Here is a 15,099-nt window from a genome sequence, read left to right on the forward strand (position 1 = left end):
CTACGCGCCGGCCTCGCGGGGAGCGGTCGGGTCGGCGCCCTCGCCCTTCTGCTCGCGGGCGACGTACTCCTCGATGTCCTCGACGTCGTCGACGTTGCGCTTCACCACCGCGAGCAGGTCGCTCATCGTCGCGACCTCCTCGACCTGCTCCTTGATGAACCACTGCATGAACTGCTCGGAGGCGAAGTCGAACTCCTCGCGCGCGATGCGCAGCAGCCCGTTGACCTGCTCGGTGACGCGCTTCTCCTGGTCCAGCGCGAGCGCGACCGGGGCGACGACGTCCTCGAACTGGTTGACCGGGGCCTCCACCGCGGGGATCGCGACCTCGGCGTCGGTGTCGAGGAGGTACTGCACCATCATCATCGCGTGCGCCCGCTCCTCGAGCGCCTGGGCGTAGAAGAAGGCCGCCATCTGCGGCATCGTCAGCGCGTCGTAGTGGATCGCGCACGCCAGGTACTGGTTGTGGGCGGAGAGCTCGTTGCCGATCTGGACGTTGAGCTGCTCGACGAAGCGGGTTGCGGCCACAGGATCTCCTGGTCAGGCGGTTCGGGGGTCAGGCAGCCTTGGCGAGCTTCTTCTTGGAGACCTTCTTGCCGTCCACTCGCACGAGCTTGCGCTTCTTGACCGTATACCCCGCGGGCAGGCAGCCGTCCTTCAGCATCTGGATCGGGCACCGGTTGCACCGGGACTTGGACACGCAGCACTCCATCTTCGGCAGCTTGGCCACCTTCGACTTGGAGTCCTTCTTCTTGCCCACGGCCGGAACCGTAGCACAGGAGTTAGGACAGCCTTACCTCATGATCTCGACATGAGAACGTTGCCCGGTGCGTCAACGCGGCCTCGCGAAGGGCAGCGACAGGAGGAACCTGCCCCCGGCTCCGGGGACGGCGACCAGCGTTCCCCCGGCCGATTCCACGATCGAGCGGGCGATGGTGAGCCCGAGCCCGGCGCCCTGGGTCTCGTCGGCCACCGCGTTCTGACCCCGGTAGAGGCGGTCGAACACGAGGTGCTCCTCGTCCGGGGGAATCCCCGGGCCCGAGTCCCACACCTCCAGGCGCGCCTCGTCGCCGGCGGTGAGCGTCACCAGGACCCGCCCACCGGACGGGGTGAACTTCACGGCGTTGTCGAGCAGGCACCCGACCGCGCGGGCGAGCCAGCCCTCGTGGACCGGCACCAGGAGCGGGATGTCGGGACCGGACAGCTCCACGGTGAGCCCGCGTGCGCTCGCCCGGTCGCGCAGGTGCGTGAGCGCGCCACGCGCGACGACGGCCAGGTCGGCGTACCCGCTCGACACCTGCTCCCGGGACGCCTCGATCGAGGTGAGGGCCAGGAGGTCGTCGATCAGCGTGAGCTCGCGACGGGCTGCCCGCATGATCCGGTCGGCGAAGACCTCGACCTGGTTCCGAGCGGCCTCGTCCACCCCTGCCAGCGAGTCCACGAGCATCTCCGAGCTGGCCATGATCGTGGTGAGCGGGGTGCGCAGCTCGTGCGAGACGGTGGCGAGGAACTGTCCGCGGAGCCGGTCGTTGGCCGACATCAGCTCCTCCATCCCGGAGAGGTCGCGGACGGTGGCGGAGACCAGCACGCCGTCCTCGGTGCCGATCGAGGAGAGCAGGACCTGCACCGGGAAGGTCGAGCCGTCCTTGCGACACCCCAGGACCCGGTTGCCCATCCCCATCGCGTGTCGCCGCGCTTTGCCGGTGAAGCCGTTGCGCAGCGTGGCGTGGACGCCGCGCGCGGCCTCCGGGACCAGGACCTCCACCGGCTGGTCGACCAGCTCGCCCTCCTCGTAGCCGAAGAGCGTCTCGAGCTGTTCGTTGACCATGACGATGCGACCGTCACCGTCGACGATCACGTTGCCGTCGAGCAGCGCGTCGAGCAGCTCACGGAAGCCGGTGTCACCCTCGCCCTCGGCCCGAGGCTGGAGGACCAGGGAGACCAGCCGGTCGTCACCGAGGTGGATCAGCCGGGCCGTGAGGCGGACCGGGAGCTCGCGGCCGTCCCGGTGGCTGGCGCGCAGGTTCAGGCGGATCGCGTCGTGGGAGTCGGACGCCACGAGGAGCTCCCGCAGGCGGGCGTACTCGTCGCGCAGGTGCTCGGGGATGATCACGGCCTTGGACTGCCCGACGAGCTCGTCGCGGCGCCAACCGAGCAGCGCCTCGCAGCTGCGGTTGACCAGCACGACCGTGCCGTCGGCGTCGAGGAGGGCGCGGGCGTCGTCGGTCTCCTCGAACAGCCGCAGCAGCGCATCGCCGGGCGTCACCAGGTCCGCCATGAGCGGAGTCTAGGACGACATCAGTCCAGGTCGTTGGCCCGGCGGATCACGTCGACGATGCCGCCCATGATCTCGGTCAGCCCGAAGTCCTTGGGCGTGTAGACCGCCGCGACGCCCAGCTCGCGCAGCCGGCGGCCGTCGGACTCGGGGATGATGCCGCCGACGATGACCGGCACGTCGCCCAGCCCCGCCTCGCGCAGGCCGTCGAGGACGTCGGGCACCAGCTCCATGTGGGAGCCGGAGAGGATCGACAGCCCGATGCAGTGCACGTCCTCGGCGACCGCCGCGGCGACGATCTGCTCGGGGGTGAGCCGGATGCCCTGGTAGATCACCTCGAAGCCGGCGTCCCGGGCGCGTACGGCGACCTGCTCGGCGCCGTTCGAGTGCCCGTCGAGACCGGGCTTGCCGACCAGCAGCCGGAGCCGGCCGCCGAGCTCGTCGCCGGTCGCCTTCACCCGCTCTCGGACCGCGGTGAGCTCCGCCCCCGCCGAGCCGGCCATCGACAGCGCCACCGCGCCGGCGACACCGGTCGGGCCGCGGTACTCCCCGAACACCTCACGCAGGGTCGCGGCCCACTCCCCCGTGGTCGCGCCGGCACGGGCGGCGACCAGGGTGGGCGCCATCAGGTTGGCGTCGGTCTTGGCGGCCGCGGCGAGCGCGGCCAGCGCCTCGGCGACCTCGGTCTCGTCGCGCTGGGCCTTCCACGCCTCGACGCTCGCCCGGGCGGTCTTCTCGGCCTCCGGGTCGGCCGCCATGATCGCGCCGTCGAGGTCGGCGGTCAGCGGCGAGGGCTCGGTGGTCTCGAACTTGTTCACCCCGACGATCACCTCCTCGCCCGACTCGATCCGGGCCCGGCGGGCGGCGTGCGACGACACCAGCTCCGACTTCATGTACTCGACGGCGGCGATCGCGCCGCCCATCGCCTGCACCCGGTCGATCTCGGCGCGGGCGCCCTCGACCAGCTCCGCGACCTTGGCCTCGATGACGTGCGAGCCGTCGAAGATGTCGTCGTACTCCAACAGGTCGGACTCGAAGGCGAGCACCTGCTGCAGGCGCAGCGACCACTGCTGGTCCCACGGCCGGGGCAGGCCGAGCGCCTCGTTCCATGCCGGCAGCTGGAGCGCGCGGGCGCGGGCGTTCTTGGACAGCGTCACGCCGAGCATCTCCAGCACGATGCGCTGGACGTTGTTCTCGGGCTGCGCCTCGGTCAGGCCGAGCGAGTTGACCTGCACGCCGTACCGGAAGCGGCGCATCTTCGGGTCCTGGACGCCGTAGCGCTCCTGGGTGATCTCGTCCCAGAGCTGCACGAAGGCCCGCATCTTGCAGGTCTCCTCGACGAACCGGACGCCGGCGTTGACGAAGAACGAGATCCGCCCGACGACCTTCTCGAAGTCGTCGTCGCTGACCTGCCCGGAGTCCTTGACCTGGTCCAGCACGGCGATCGCGGTGCTCAGCGCGTACGCGAGCTCCTGCGTCGGGGTCGCGCCGGCCTCCTGCAGGTGGTAGCTGCAGATGTTGATCGGGTTCCACTTCGGGATCTGGTGGACGGTGTAGGCGATCATGTCGGCGATCAGCCGCATCGAGGCCTCGGGCGGGAACGCGTAGGTCCCGCGGGAGAGGTACTCCTTGATGATGTCGTTCTGGGTGGTGCCGGCGAGCTGGGCGGCGACCTCCTCGGGCGTGAGGTCGGGGTTCTGCTCCTCGGCGACGACCTGGTACATCGCGAGCATCCACATCGCGACGGCGTTGATCGTCATCGACGTGTTCATCGCCGTGAGCGGGATGTCCTCGAACAGCCGGCGCATCTCGCCGAGGTGCGGGACCGGTACGCCGACCTTGCCCACCTCGCCGCGCGCGAGCGGCGAGTCGGGGTCGTAGCCGGTCTGCGTGGGCAGGTCGAACGCGACCGACAGGCCGGTCTGGCCCTTCGCGAGGTTGGTCCGGTACAGCGCGTTGGACGCGGCGGCCGTGGAGTGCCCGGCGTACGTCCGCATCACCCAGGGACGATCCTTCTCCGTCATGGGTCCGAGGGTAGGGCGGCGGCTACCGATTGGTAACCGGCTGTGGGGTATCCGACATCGGGGCCCACCGTCAGGCGGAGACCGCGACGCGCTCCACCTCGACGATGCGGATCAGGTGGGAGAGGTGCAGCATCCGGCGTACGGCGGGGCCGCAGCCGCGCAGCGTGAGGTGGTGGCCGGCCGCGGCGGCGCGGCGGGTCGCGACCGCGAGCACCTTGAGCGCGGTCATGTCGATGGTGGTGACCTCGGTCAGGTCGACGACGACGTCGGAGTCCTGTCCCTCGAGGTGCTCGTAGATGGCGGTGCGGACCTCCCACGTGCTGCGCACGTCGAAGTCGCCGCTGAGGTGCAGCACCGGCCCGTCGGTGAGGATCTCCATGGTCTACCCCGTCCTCCGGGGCCCTGAGACTCCCCGGTTGCGCCATCTCGCGATGGAGTGGTGTTACTCACTATGACGCGGTAGAACGCCGGAAGGTTGCCTCACTCAGCCGGAGATTTCCGCCGTGTCGCGTCCACAAGCGGGTCGTACCCGGCGACCTCCGGCCGCATGCCAGCGGCCGGATACCCTCGCCTCCATGGTCAACCTCACCCGGATCTACACCCGCACCGGCGACGGCGGGGAGACCCGACTCGGCGACATGAGCACCACCACGAAGACCGACCTGCGGCTGGCGGCGTACGCCGACGTCGACGAGGCCAACGCCCACCTGGGCGTCGCGGTCGCGCAGGGCGGACTCGAGGAGGACGTCGTCGCGGTGCTGACCACGGTCCAGAACGACCTGTTCGACGTGGGTGCGGACTTCTGCACCCCCGTCGTGCCCGACCCGGAGTACCCGCCGCTGCGCATCGAGCAGGCGTATGTCGACCGGCTCGAGGCCTGGTGCGACCAGTACAACGAGTCGCTGCCGAGCCTGCGCTCCTTCATCCTCAACGGCGGGACCCCCGGTGCCGCGCTCCTGCACGTCGCGCGCACGGTCACCCGGCGCGCGGAGCGGTCCGCGTGGGCGGCGTACGAGGTGCACGGCGAGACCATGAACCAGCTCGCGATCACCTACCTGAACCGGCTCTCCGACCTGCTGTTCATCCTGGCCCGGCACGCCAACCGTGAGAACGGCGACGTGCTGTGGGTGCCGGGCGGCGAGCGGTAGGCGGGTGCTGTCGGATTCCCCGGTGCACCGGGGAATCCGGCACTTCTCGGCCGTTGCAACCCCTGAGAAGTGACAGGTTTGCCTGAGAAGTGGCGCCCGATGACCCCCGCCGCGACGGCCCGCGCCCGACCGGCTAGCCGTCGCTGGCGGCCGCGACCGGCTCGCGTTCGCGGGCCGCGAAGACCGTGACCGCGGCGGGCACCATCAGCCCGGCGATCACCAGCAGCGTCTCGAGGGTGCCGATGTGGTCGGCGAGCAGGCCGAGCAGCGGCGGGCCGGCGAGGAACGCGGTGTAGCCGATCGTCGACACCGTGCTGACGCGGCGGGCAGCACGCAACGGGTCGTCGGCGGCCGCGCTCATGCCGACCGGGAAGCCGAGCGAGGCGCCCAGCCCCCAGATCACGATGCCGGCGCCGACCAGCACGACGTTGCCGCCGAACACGATCATCAGGATCCCGGCGAACGCCGCCGCGGCGCTGCCCCACAGCACCGGCGACCGGCCGTAGCGGTCGAGGACCACCGGGCCGAAGAGCCGGCCGGCGACCATCGAGATCACGAACGTCGTGAAGCCGGCGACGCCCACCCAGTGCGCGACGTCGTACCCGTCGATCAGCGCCAGGGACAGCCAGTCGTTCGCGGCGCCCTCGGAGAGCGCGAACGCCATCACCATCACGCCGATCGCGAGCGTGCGCGGCTCCTTCCACGGCGTCCACGAGCCCGCGGCGGGCTTGTCGGGGTGCTCCTCCTGGGCCGGGAGGTACGACGCCGCGGCCCGCCAGGTCGCCACGGCGGCCACCGCCGCGAACCCGGCGACGTGCAGCACCAGGGGCGCGTGGACCGCTGCCATCGGGATGCCGATGCCCGCACCGGTGAACGCGCCGAAGCTCCAGCCGGCGTGGAACCGCGGCATGATCGTGCGCCCGAGCTGCCGCTCGACCTCCGCGGCCTCGACGTTCATCGACACGTCCCAGGTCGCGATGCCGATGCCGTCGATGAAGAGGCCGAACGCGGCGAGCGCGATCATGTCGGTGACGACCCCGGTCATCGCGACGGTCAGACCGACGAACACCAGCACCGCGCCGAACCGGGTCACCATCGACGCGCTGAACCGGTCGATCAGCCGGCCGCTGAGCGGCAGCGCGATGACCGACCCGACGGAGATCGCGAGCAGCAGCAGGCCGAGCGAGGCGTTGTCGAGCTCGAGCCCGCTGCGGATGTCGGGGAGCCGCGAGACCATGGTCGCGAAGCAGAACCCGTTCAGCGCGAAGCTGGCAGCGACCGCGTTGCGCGTGTGGAGGAGGGAAGGCACCGACTCAGTATCCGTACGCCGCCCGCGTCTCCCTCACCCAGGCTCCGAAGAGTGGGATGTCCCAGGTCTCACTGAGTGCCTCGGCCGTGTCCGCGTGCGTGGCAGCCAGGTCGAGCTCCCCCACCGCCGCCGCGGCCATCGCCAGGTAGCCGTCGACCGGACCGGACGCCAGGTCCGAGCCGGCGCAGCACGAGCGGCCGGCGTACCCGACCAGGCGTTCGTAGACGCCGGCGCCGAGGGCACGCTCGCCGAGGTACAGCGCGATCGCCGCGGCGTGGCACCAGGCGAGCAGCGAGATCTCGTTCTCGTGGTCGAGGGAGACGCCGTGCTCGGCGTAGTACTCCCGCGCACGGTCGTGCTCGCCGGCGCGCCAGAGGTAGTGCACGACACTGGCCGAGAACGGGTACGGCGTCGCCTCGAACTCGAGCAGCACCGGCACCATCTCCAGTGGCCGGCCCTGCCAGAACCGCAGCGCGAGCAGCGAGCTGAGCACGGACTCGTCGGCGTTCGTGTGGGACAGCCGGCTCGAGACCCGGTGGAGGTGCTCGATCACCTGGTCGCACTCGTCGAAGCGCCCGGCCATCGCGAGCCACGGCACCACGATCCCGTCGAGCACGGTCTCGCCGAACGCGATCCGCAGCCGCTCGGCCTCGCGGCGGGCGACGTCGACGGCCGCGAACAGCTCCTCACGGCGGCCGAGCTCGCTCAGGACCGCGGCGCGCAGGCAGGCCGACACGACGAAGCTCCGCTCCCGGCCCTCGGCCCGGGCGATCTCCATCGCCTCGGTGATCAGCTCCAGCCGCTCCGGAGCGGTCCGCGGCAGCCACAGCGCCACGAACGAGATCTGGCACGCGTCCATGATCAGCACCGGGTCGGCCAGCCGGCGCGCCATCGCCAACGCCTCCTCGCACAGCGCGCGACGCTCCTCGTACGACATCGCGAGGTCGATCTCGTTGGCGAGCGCCAGCATGCTGCGCGCGCGCAGCTCGGAGTCGTCGGGTGCGAGCCGCTCGAGGCTGCCGCGCAGCGCCGCGACGACGTCCTCGTTGATGCCGCCCGGCGGGCCGGAGCGCCACAGGACGCCGATGGTGGTGGAGATCGCCGCGCGCGCCACGGCCTCCGGGTCCCGCAGCTGCTTGCCGACCACGATCGCCTGCTCGACGGTGGCGACCAGGTCGGGCAGCTGGGCCGCCCAGCGGTACTCCTCGATCAGCGCCATCAGCAGGTCGTAGCGGTCGCGCAGCGTGGCCTGCCCGTCGCCGTCGATCGAGGCCAGCGCACTCTGCAGCATCTCCGCGGCCTCGTCGTAGGCGTAGTAGCGCCGGGCCAGGGCGGCCGCGTCGACCGCAGAGCGCCACGCGCGGTCGGCGTACGACGGCCCGGCCTCGTGCCAGTGCCGGGCGACCTCGGTCTCGCGGCCGGGCACGCCGGTCAGCGCCTCGGCGGCGCGGGCGTGGACCCGGGCCCGGCGGCTGGTGCTCAGGCCGGCCCGGAGCGTGTCGCGGACCAGCGCGTGCGCGAACAGGAAGTGGTCGATGCCGTCCTCACGCACCAGCCCGGCGGCCTGCGCCGGCTCGACCACGTCGAGCAGGTCGTCCTCGTCGATCCCGGTGACCAGCGCGAGCGTCGGGGTGTCGAACTGCCGGCCGACCACGGCGGCCGCGCGCAGGGCGCGCACCGTCTGCTCCGGCAGCCGCTCCAGGCGGCGGTTCAGCACTTCGGTCACCGCGGTCGGCAGCTCCTCGGCCGCCGCTCCCCGCTCGCCGCGCTCGCCGGCCAGCCGGGCGAACTCGACCAGGAAGAACGGGTTGCCGTCGGTGCGCGCGCTCAGCAGCGCGACGTCGTTCGGGTCGAGCTCGCGGCTGGTGACGCTCTCGAACACCGTGGCCGCCTGGTCGGGCGCGAGCCCGGACAGCTGGAGCCGGAGCGCGTGCATCCGGGCCAGCGCCTCGGCCACCTCGGCCAGCACTCCGGTCGGCTCCGGGTGCGAGCGCCAGGTCGTGACCACCAGCAGCCGGGCCTGGTCGGTGGTCTCCACCAGGATCCGCAGGACCCGCAACGTCGAGGTGTCGGCCCAGTGCAGGTCGTCGAGCACGACGACCAGCGGCTCGTCGCGGGCGGCCTCACGGACGGCGCCCGCGATCCGCTCCCACGTCCGGAACTGCCCGCTCTCCCCCTCGGCCACCAGATCCTCGTCGAGCAGGCTGACGCCGAGCCCGTCGAGCACGGTCTTCCACGGCCACAGCGGCGGGGCACCGTCGTCCTGCGAGCACCGGCCGACGAGCACCCGGAGGCCGCGCTGGCGGATCCGCATGATCAGCTCGGCGGCCAGCCGGGACTTGCCGATGCCGGGGTCGCCGGTGATCACGGCGTACGACGGCTGACCGGCCTCGGCCGCCGCGACGACGTCGATCAGCGACTCGAGGTCGGCGTCTCGACCCACCATCGGCCAGGGAGCGACCAGCTCCGAGGACGGGTGTGGCGTGGGCACGGCGGCGACCGGGGCGGGCTCGGCCGCCGGGGCGGTTCCGGCGTCCGGGGCGACCCACTCCAGCTCCGGGTCCTGGCGCAGCACGGCGGTCTGGAGGTCGCGCAGCTCGGCCGACGGCTCCAGGCCGAGCTCCTCGTCCAGGACCTCGCGGACCTTCCGCAGCACCTCGAGTGCATCGGCCTGCCGTCCGGACCGGGCGAGCGCGAGCGCGTGCAGCGCCCACATCCGCTCCCGCAGCGGGTGGGCGGCGATCAGCGCCTCCATCTCCGCGGCCACCGTGGCGTGGTGTCCGAGGGCGAGGCCGACCAGCGCGCGGTCCTCCAGCGCGACCAGGCGCAGCTCCTCGAGCCGGGCCCGTTCGGCCACGGCGGCGTCCGCATCGCCCAGCTCGGCGTACGGCGTGCCCCGCCAGAGCGCGAGCGCCTCGTCGAGCGTCGCCAGCTCCGCGGTCAGCTGGCCGGCGTCGAGCGGGGAGGGGCCCCATCCGAGCGGCTGGAGGCGACGGTGCGCCTCGGTGACGGCCCGCTGGAAGCGCTCGACGTCGATGCTCTCCTCGGGCACCCGCAGCGCGTAGCCCGGTGCCACCGTCACCAGCACCGTCGCCGGCGCGCGTCGCTCGCGCTCCGGCTCCATGACCTTGCGCAGCTGCGAGACGTACGCCTGGAGCGTCGCGGTCACGCCCGGCGGCGCCGAGTCCTCCCAGAGCAGGTCCACGATCGTGTCGACCGAGACCGGCCAGCCGCGCGAGAGGGCGAGCGCCGCGACCAGCGCGCGCTGCTTGGGTGTGCCGAGATCCACCGGCGCTCCGGCCAGGCTCACCTCGATCGGACCGAGGACGGACACCTCCACGCGCACAGCCTAGGGAAACCGGGCGCCGGGCGCGGTCCAAGTCGGGTCAAAGTCGGCTCCAAGTGCGCGACGGCATGGTCCTTCCACCGAGCCACATCGCACACCCCGACAAAGGAGTCACCCGCATGACCATCGAGCTCGACACCCAGAGCCGGACCTCCCTCCCCCGCGCCCACGCCCTGCGCGGCCTCCTCGACGGCCGCCTGCACCTGCCCGGGGACGCCGGGTACGACGGCGCGCGCGTCGCCTGGAACTTCGCCGTCGACCAGCGGCCGGCGGCCGTCGCGCTCCCCCGCACCGCCGCCGAGGTCGCCACCGTCGTCCGCGTGGCCGCGGACGCCGGCCTGCGCGTCGCGCCGCAGAGCACCGGCCACAACGCCGGCCCGCTCGCGGCCCAGGGCCTCGACGACGTCGTGATCGTCCGGATGTCCGAGATGGCCACGGCGATCGCCGACCCGGTCCGCGGCATCGTCCGCGTCGAGGGCGGCGCGATCTGGGAGCCGGCCGTCGACGCCGCGGCCGTCCACGGCAAGGCCGTCCTGCACGGCTCGTCGCCCGACGTCGGCATCGCCGGCTACTCGCTCGGCGGCGGCATCGGCTGGTACGCGCGCAAGCTCGGCCTGGCCGCCAACAGCGTCACCGCCGTCGAGATCGTGATCGGTGACGGCACCCTGGTGCGCGCCGACGCCACGACCAACGCCGAGCTCTTCTGGGCCGTGCGCGGTGGCGGCGGCAACTTCGGCGTGGTCACTGCGCTGGAGTTCGCGATGTTCGACATCGAGTCGGCGTACGCCGGCATGCTGATCTGGGACCTCGCCCGGATCGAGCCGGTGCTGCGCGAGTGGGCCGCGTGGGCCCCGACCGCGCCCGACGAGGTGACCACGGCGTTCCGCGCGATGCGGCTGCCTCCCCTCCCGGAGCTGCCGGACTTCCTGCGCGGCCGCGAGCTGGTCGTGATCGACGGCGCCGTCCTCGGCTCCGACGAGCAGGGCGCCGAGCTCCTCGCCGGGCTGCGGGCGCTCCAGCCCGAGATCGACACCTTCGGCCGGGTGCCTGCCAAGGCCCTGGTGCGGCTGCACATGGACCCGGAGGGCGGCGCCCCCGCGCTCTCGGACAGCGCGATGCTCGGGTCGTTCCCGGACGCCGCCGTCGACGCGTTCCTCGCCGAGGCCGGGCCGGACGCCCGTACCTCCCTGCTGATGGCCGAGCTCCGCCAGCTCGGCGGCGCCCTCAGCCGTCCCCACGACGGCGGCGGGGTCGTCGACCGGCTCGACGCCCAGTTCGTCAGCTTCGGCGCCGGCATGGTGATGTCCCCGGAGATGGGCGCCCAGGTGCACGCCGACGCGGTCCGCCTCACCCAGGCCCTGGCACCGTTCGCCAACGGCCGCCAGTACGGAAACTTCGCCGAGAACCCGGTCGACGCGCGCGCCATCTACGGCGACGACGTGTGGACCCAGCTCACGGGCATCCGGAGCGCGGTCGACCCGCACGGCGTGTTCCTGGCGAACCACGCGATCCCGCGGCTCTTCGAGGACGGCTCGCCGACCGCCTGAGGTCGCTGGCGTCGTCGCAGGTTCACCAGGTGATCCAGGCGAACCCGCACTTCCCACGGCCTGCACGCCATGGGAAGTGCGGGTTCGCCTTCTGACCATGGTGAACCTGGGACAGCAGGAGACACACCAGAGACAGCCCCGGCGCAGCGGCTAGGGGCGCGGCGGGCGGGTCCAGTCGGTACCGGGTGGACCCGCCTCCAGCCACGACTGGAAGCCCATGAGCGAGGCCGGCGACATCGCCAGCTCGACCATGCCGTCGGGCGTGGTGCAGGTGATCACGACGTGGTCGGGGTAGAGCGACATCTGCTCGGCGCCCTCCGGCTCGCGCCGGCCGACGTAGGTCAGCCGCGAGCGCTCCAGCGTGAGCTTGGGTCGCGGCGAGAGCGAGAAGTAGCGGAACCACTCCAGGGTCTCGCCCGAGTAGCGGCCCAGACCGAGAAGCCAACCGCGTCCGGTCCTTCCGGACCGGACGCGGCAGCTGAGCTCGAATGTCCCCCCGTGACGGGAGACCCAACGACGGCGCAGGATGAGGCCGACGCCGTACAGCAGGACGAGGGCAAGCAGGACACCGACCGCGTCGAGCAGCCACTGCCATACCGGCATCCACGATCTCCGTCCTCCCCCACCTGCGCGGGGGTGCGCTCACCCTAGCGGGCGCACCAACAGGACCTGCGACCGGTCTGTCAGGAGGCCTTCTCGACCGCGCGGATGCGGGCCTCGGCCCGGCGCAGCCGGCGCTCGGCCTCGTCGTTGGCGCCGACGAGACCGCGCGCCTCCTCCAGCTCCGCGCGCGCCCGGTCGACGTCGATCTCGTCGGGCAGCTCGGCATGGTCGGACAGGATCGACACGCGGTCGTTGGCGACCGAGAGGAACCCTCCGTCGACCACGGCCACGACCACGCCACGGTCGGCGGTCGAGATCTCGACCACGGCGTCGCTCAGCAGCGAGAGCAGCGGCGCGTGCCCACGCAGGACACCGATGTCACCCTCGATCGTCCGCGCGATGACCATGTCGGCCTCCCCGGACCACACCGTGCGGTCCGGGGCGACCAGCTCGACATGGAGCGAGCCGTTCTCAGCCATCAGAGGCTCTTCTGGATCTCGGCCCACTTCTGCTCGACGTCGTCCAGACCGCCGCACATGAAGAAGGCCTGCTCGGCCACGTGGTCGTACTCGCCGTCCGCGATCTTGTTGAACGCCTCGATGGTGTCGGCGACGGGGACCGTGGAGCCCTCGATGCCGGTGAACTGCTTGGCCACGTAGGTGTTCTGCGACAGGAACCGCTGGATGCGGCGAGCCCGGGACACGATGATCTTGTCCTCTTCGGAGAGCTCGTCGACACCGAGGATCGCGATGATGTCCTGGAGCTCCTTGTTGCGCTGCAGGATCTGCTTGACGCGGATCGCGCAGTTGTAGTGCTCCTGACCGATGTACTGCGGGTCGAGGATGCGGGAGGTCGAGGTCAGCGGGTCCACGGCCGGGTAGATACCGAGCGACGCGATCTCACGCGACAGCTCCGTGGTGGCGTCGAGGTGCGCGAACGTGGTCGCCGGCGCCGGGTCGGTGTAGTCGTCGGCCGGCACGTAGATCGCCTGCATCGAGGTGATCGAGTGACCACGCGTCGAGGTGATCCGCTCCTGGAGCACACCCATCTCGTCGGCGAGGTTCGGCTGGTAGCCCACCGCGGACGGCATCCGGCCGAGCAGGGTGGACACCTCGGAACCGGCCTGGGTGAACCGGAAGATGTTGTCGATGAACAGCAGCACGTCCTGCTGCTGCACGTCGCGGAAGTACTCCGCCATGGTCAGCGCGGACAGGGCGACGCGCAGACGCGTGCCCGGCGGCTCGTCCATCTGGCCGAAGACGAGGGCGGTCTGGCCGAGAACGCCGGCCTCCTCCATCTCGACCATGAGGTCGTTGCCCTCACGGGTGCGCTCGCCGACACCGGCGAACACCGACACACCACCGTGGTCGCGGGCCACACGCGCGATCATCTCCTGGATGAGCACGGTCTTGCCGACGCCGGCGCCGCCGAAGAGGCCGATCTTCCCACCCTGCACGTACGGCGTGAGCAGGTCGATGACCTTGATGCCGGTCTCGAACATCTGGGTCTTGGACTCCAGCTGGTCGAAGGCCGGAGCCTTGCGGTGGATGCCCCAGCGCTCGTTGACCTCGAAGGTCTCGCCCTCGGCCAGGTTGAGCACGTCACCGGTGGTGTTGAACACCTTGCCCAGCGTCGCGTCGCCGACAGGCACCGTGATGGGGCCGCCGGTGTCGGTCACCTGCGCGCCGCGGACCAGGCCGTCGGTCGGCTTCAGCGAGATGGCGCGGACCATGCCGTCACCGATGTGCTGAGCGACCTCGAGCGGCAGCGTCGCGGTCTCGCCCGACAGCGTGACGTCGACCTCGAGCTTGTTGTACATCTCGGGCATCGCGTCCACGGGGAACTCGATGTCCACCACCGGGCCGATCACCCGGGCGATGCGGCCGACGCCCGTGGCGCCAGTCCCCTGGGTCTCTTCGATCGTTGCAGTCATGTCTTTCACTCACTCCCGGCTTGGGCGTCGGCGAGCGCGTTGACGCCTCCGACGATCTCGCTGATTTCCTGGGTAATGCCGGCCTGGCGGGCCTGGTTGGCGATTCGCGTGTACTTCTTGATCAGCTCTTCGGCGTTGTCGGTCGCGGACTTCATCGCCTTCTGGCGAGCGGCCAGCTCGGAGGCGGCCGCCTGCAGCAGGGCGAAGAAGATCCGGCTCTCGACGTAGCGCGGGAGCAGTGCGTCCAGCACCGCTTCGGCGGACGGCTCGAACTCGTAGAGCGGCAGTGCCTCCGACGCCTCGGGCTTCTCCTCGCCCTCGACGACCTCGAGCGGCAGCAGCCGCACCGCGGTGGGCTCCTGCGTCAGCATCGAGCGGAACCGGGTGAACACGACGTGCACCTCGTCCACGCCCTGCTCGCCGTCGTCGAGGAACGCCTCGATCAGCGCCGAACCGATCTCCGAGGCCGCCTGGTGCGACGGCTGGTCGGAGAAGCCGGTCCACGAGCTCACGATCGGGCGACCGCGGAACTTGAAGTACGCCTCACCCTTGCGGCCCGAGATGAACACGGACACGTCCTTGCCCTCACCGCGCAGCTTCTCGATGAGGCGCTCGGCCTCCTTGAGCACGCTCGAGGAGTAGGCACCGGCCAGACCCCGGTCGCTCGTCACGATCAGGACCGCGGCGCGCTTCGGGTTCTCCGGCTCCGTGGTCAGGGCGTGGTCGACGTTGGAGAACGTCGCCACGGCCGAGATCGCACGGGTGAGCTCCCGGGCGTACGGCGCGGCGGACTGCGCCCGCTGCTGCGCCTTGATGATGCGGGACGCAGCAATGAGCTCCATGGCGCGCGTGATCTTCTTCATCGACTCTGTCGACTTGATCCGCGCGCGGTACTCACGCAGCGATACGGCCATCTG

The 15,099-nt window shown here is 71.4% G+C and carries 13 protein-coding genes; 2 read left to right on the forward strand and 11 right to left on the reverse strand.

Features of this window, described 5'->3' with window-relative positions:
• The 5 genes from ABD875_RS09210 to ABD875_RS09230 form a co-directional block, all read right to left on the reverse strand.
• Positions 1-525, reverse strand: coding sequence for a ferritin (locus ABD875_RS09210; protein WP_345173678.1), 525 nt, complete (start codon positions 523-525; stop codon positions 1-3).
• A gap of 28 nt (positions 526-553) precedes the next feature.
• Positions 554-757, reverse strand: a complete 204-nt coding sequence (locus tag ABD875_RS09215) for a hypothetical protein (RefSeq protein ID WP_345173680.1) — start codon at positions 755-757, stop codon at positions 554-556.
• 72 nt (positions 758-829) lie between these two features.
• The gene (locus ABD875_RS09220) at positions 830-2,275 is read right to left on the reverse strand and encodes a PAS domain-containing sensor histidine kinase (RefSeq protein WP_345173682.1); all 1,446 of its coding nucleotides are present in this window, start codon (positions 2,273-2,275) and stop codon (positions 830-832) included.
• Between the two features lie 20 nt (positions 2,276-2,295).
• Complete coding sequence (locus tag ABD875_RS09225) at positions 2,296-4,296, reverse strand: protein meaA (RefSeq protein ID WP_345173684.1); 2,001 nt, start codon at positions 4,294-4,296, stop codon at positions 2,296-2,298.
• Between the two features lie 70 nt (positions 4,297-4,366).
• Positions 4,367-4,675: an STAS domain-containing protein gene (locus ABD875_RS09230; protein ID WP_345173686.1), complete on the reverse strand. Its 309-nt coding sequence runs from the start codon at positions 4,673-4,675 to the stop codon at positions 4,367-4,369.
• A 196-nt stretch (positions 4,676-4,871) separates the two neighbouring features.
• On the opposite strand from ABD875_RS09230, the gene ABD875_RS09235 reads away from it, so the two are divergent.
• Entirely contained in the window at positions 4,872-5,444 is a 573-nt protein-coding gene (locus ABD875_RS09235; RefSeq protein ID WP_345173688.1) for a cob(I)yrinic acid a,c-diamide adenosyltransferase, read from the forward strand.
• A gap of 133 nt (positions 5,445-5,577) precedes the next feature.
• Here ABD875_RS09235 and ABD875_RS09240 read toward each other — a convergent pair whose 3' ends face one another.
• Together ABD875_RS09240 and ABD875_RS09245 are read right to left on the reverse strand one after the other, a co-directional pair.
• Complete coding sequence (locus ABD875_RS09240) at positions 5,578-6,753, reverse strand: MFS transporter (RefSeq protein ID WP_345173690.1); 1,176 nt, start codon at positions 6,751-6,753, stop codon at positions 5,578-5,580.
• Between the two features lie 4 nt (positions 6,754-6,757).
• Complete coding sequence (locus tag ABD875_RS09245) at positions 6,758-10,093, reverse strand: ATP-binding protein (protein WP_345173692.1); 3,336 nt, start codon at positions 10,091-10,093, stop codon at positions 6,758-6,760.
• Between the two features lie 125 nt (positions 10,094-10,218).
• On the opposite strand from ABD875_RS09245, the gene ABD875_RS09250 reads away from it, so the two are divergent.
• A complete protein-coding gene (locus ABD875_RS09250; protein ID WP_345173694.1) occupies positions 10,219-11,646 on the forward strand; it encodes an FAD-binding oxidoreductase in 1,428 nt (475 codons plus the stop codon).
• A 150-nt stretch (positions 11,647-11,796) separates the two neighbouring features.
• On the opposite strand, the gene ABD875_RS09255 is transcribed toward ABD875_RS09250, so the two are convergent.
• The 4 genes from ABD875_RS09255 to ABD875_RS09270 all read right to left on the reverse strand — a co-directional run bounded on the left by ABD875_RS09255 (position 11,797) and on the right by ABD875_RS09270 (position 15,096).
• Positions 11,797-12,249, reverse strand: a complete 453-nt coding sequence (locus ABD875_RS09255; RefSeq protein ID WP_345173696.1) for a DUF2550 domain-containing protein — start codon at positions 12,247-12,249, stop codon at positions 11,797-11,799.
• Between the two features lie 80 nt (positions 12,250-12,329).
• On the reverse strand, positions 12,330-12,728 hold the full coding sequence (locus tag ABD875_RS09260) for a F0F1 ATP synthase subunit epsilon (RefSeq protein ID WP_345173698.1): 399 nt from the start codon (positions 12,726-12,728) through the stop codon (positions 12,330-12,332).
• On the reverse strand, positions 12,728-14,182 hold the full coding sequence (gene atpD / locus ABD875_RS09265; RefSeq protein WP_345173700.1) for a F0F1 ATP synthase subunit beta: 1,455 nt from the start codon (positions 14,180-14,182) through the stop codon (positions 12,728-12,730). Before atpD ends, ABD875_RS09260 begins: the two co-directional genes overlap by 1 nt.
• Before the next feature lie 5 nt (positions 14,183-14,187).
• Positions 14,188-15,096: a F0F1 ATP synthase subunit gamma gene (locus ABD875_RS09270; protein WP_345173702.1), complete on the reverse strand. Its 909-nt coding sequence runs from the start codon at positions 15,094-15,096 to the stop codon at positions 14,188-14,190.
• Positions 15,097-15,099 lie beyond the last annotated feature (3 nt).

The sequence above is a fragment of the Nocardioides caricicola genome, from assembly GCF_039541135.1.
Lineage (GTDB): Bacteria > Actinomycetota > Actinomycetes > Propionibacteriales > Nocardioidaceae > Nocardioides > Nocardioides caricicola.

Excerpts from the sequence above, each read along its gene's own strand:
- ABD875_RS09225 (WP_345173684.1), bottom strand. The coding sequence starts at position 4,296 with ATGACGGAGAAGGATCGTCCCTGGGTGATGCGGACGTACGCCGGGCAC.
- ABD875_RS09250 (WP_345173694.1), top strand. The coding sequence starts at position 10,219 with ATGACCATCGAGCTCGACACCCAGAGCCGGACCTCCCTCCCCCGCGCC.
- ABD875_RS09260 (WP_345173698.1), bottom strand. The coding sequence starts at position 12,728 with ATGGCTGAGAACGGCTCGCTCCATGTCGAGCTGGTCGCCCCGGACCGC.
- ABD875_RS09220 (WP_345173682.1), bottom strand. The coding sequence starts at position 2,275 with ATGGCGGACCTGGTGACGCCCGGCGATGCGCTGCTGCGGCTGTTCGAG.
- atpD (WP_345173700.1), bottom strand. The coding sequence starts at position 14,182 with ATGACTGCAACGATCGAAGAGACCCAGGGGACTGGCGCCACGGGCGTC.
- ABD875_RS09255 (WP_345173696.1), bottom strand. The coding sequence starts at position 12,249 with ATGCCGGTATGGCAGTGGCTGCTCGACGCGGTCGGTGTCCTGCTTGCC.
- ABD875_RS09270 (WP_345173702.1), bottom strand. The coding sequence starts at position 15,096 with ATGGCCGTATCGCTGCGTGAGTACCGCGCGCGGATCAAGTCGACAGAG.
- ABD875_RS09230 (WP_345173686.1), bottom strand. The coding sequence starts at position 4,675 with ATGGAGATCCTCACCGACGGGCCGGTGCTGCACCTCAGCGGCGACTTC.
- ABD875_RS09235 (WP_345173688.1), top strand. The coding sequence starts at position 4,872 with ATGGTCAACCTCACCCGGATCTACACCCGCACCGGCGACGGCGGGGAG.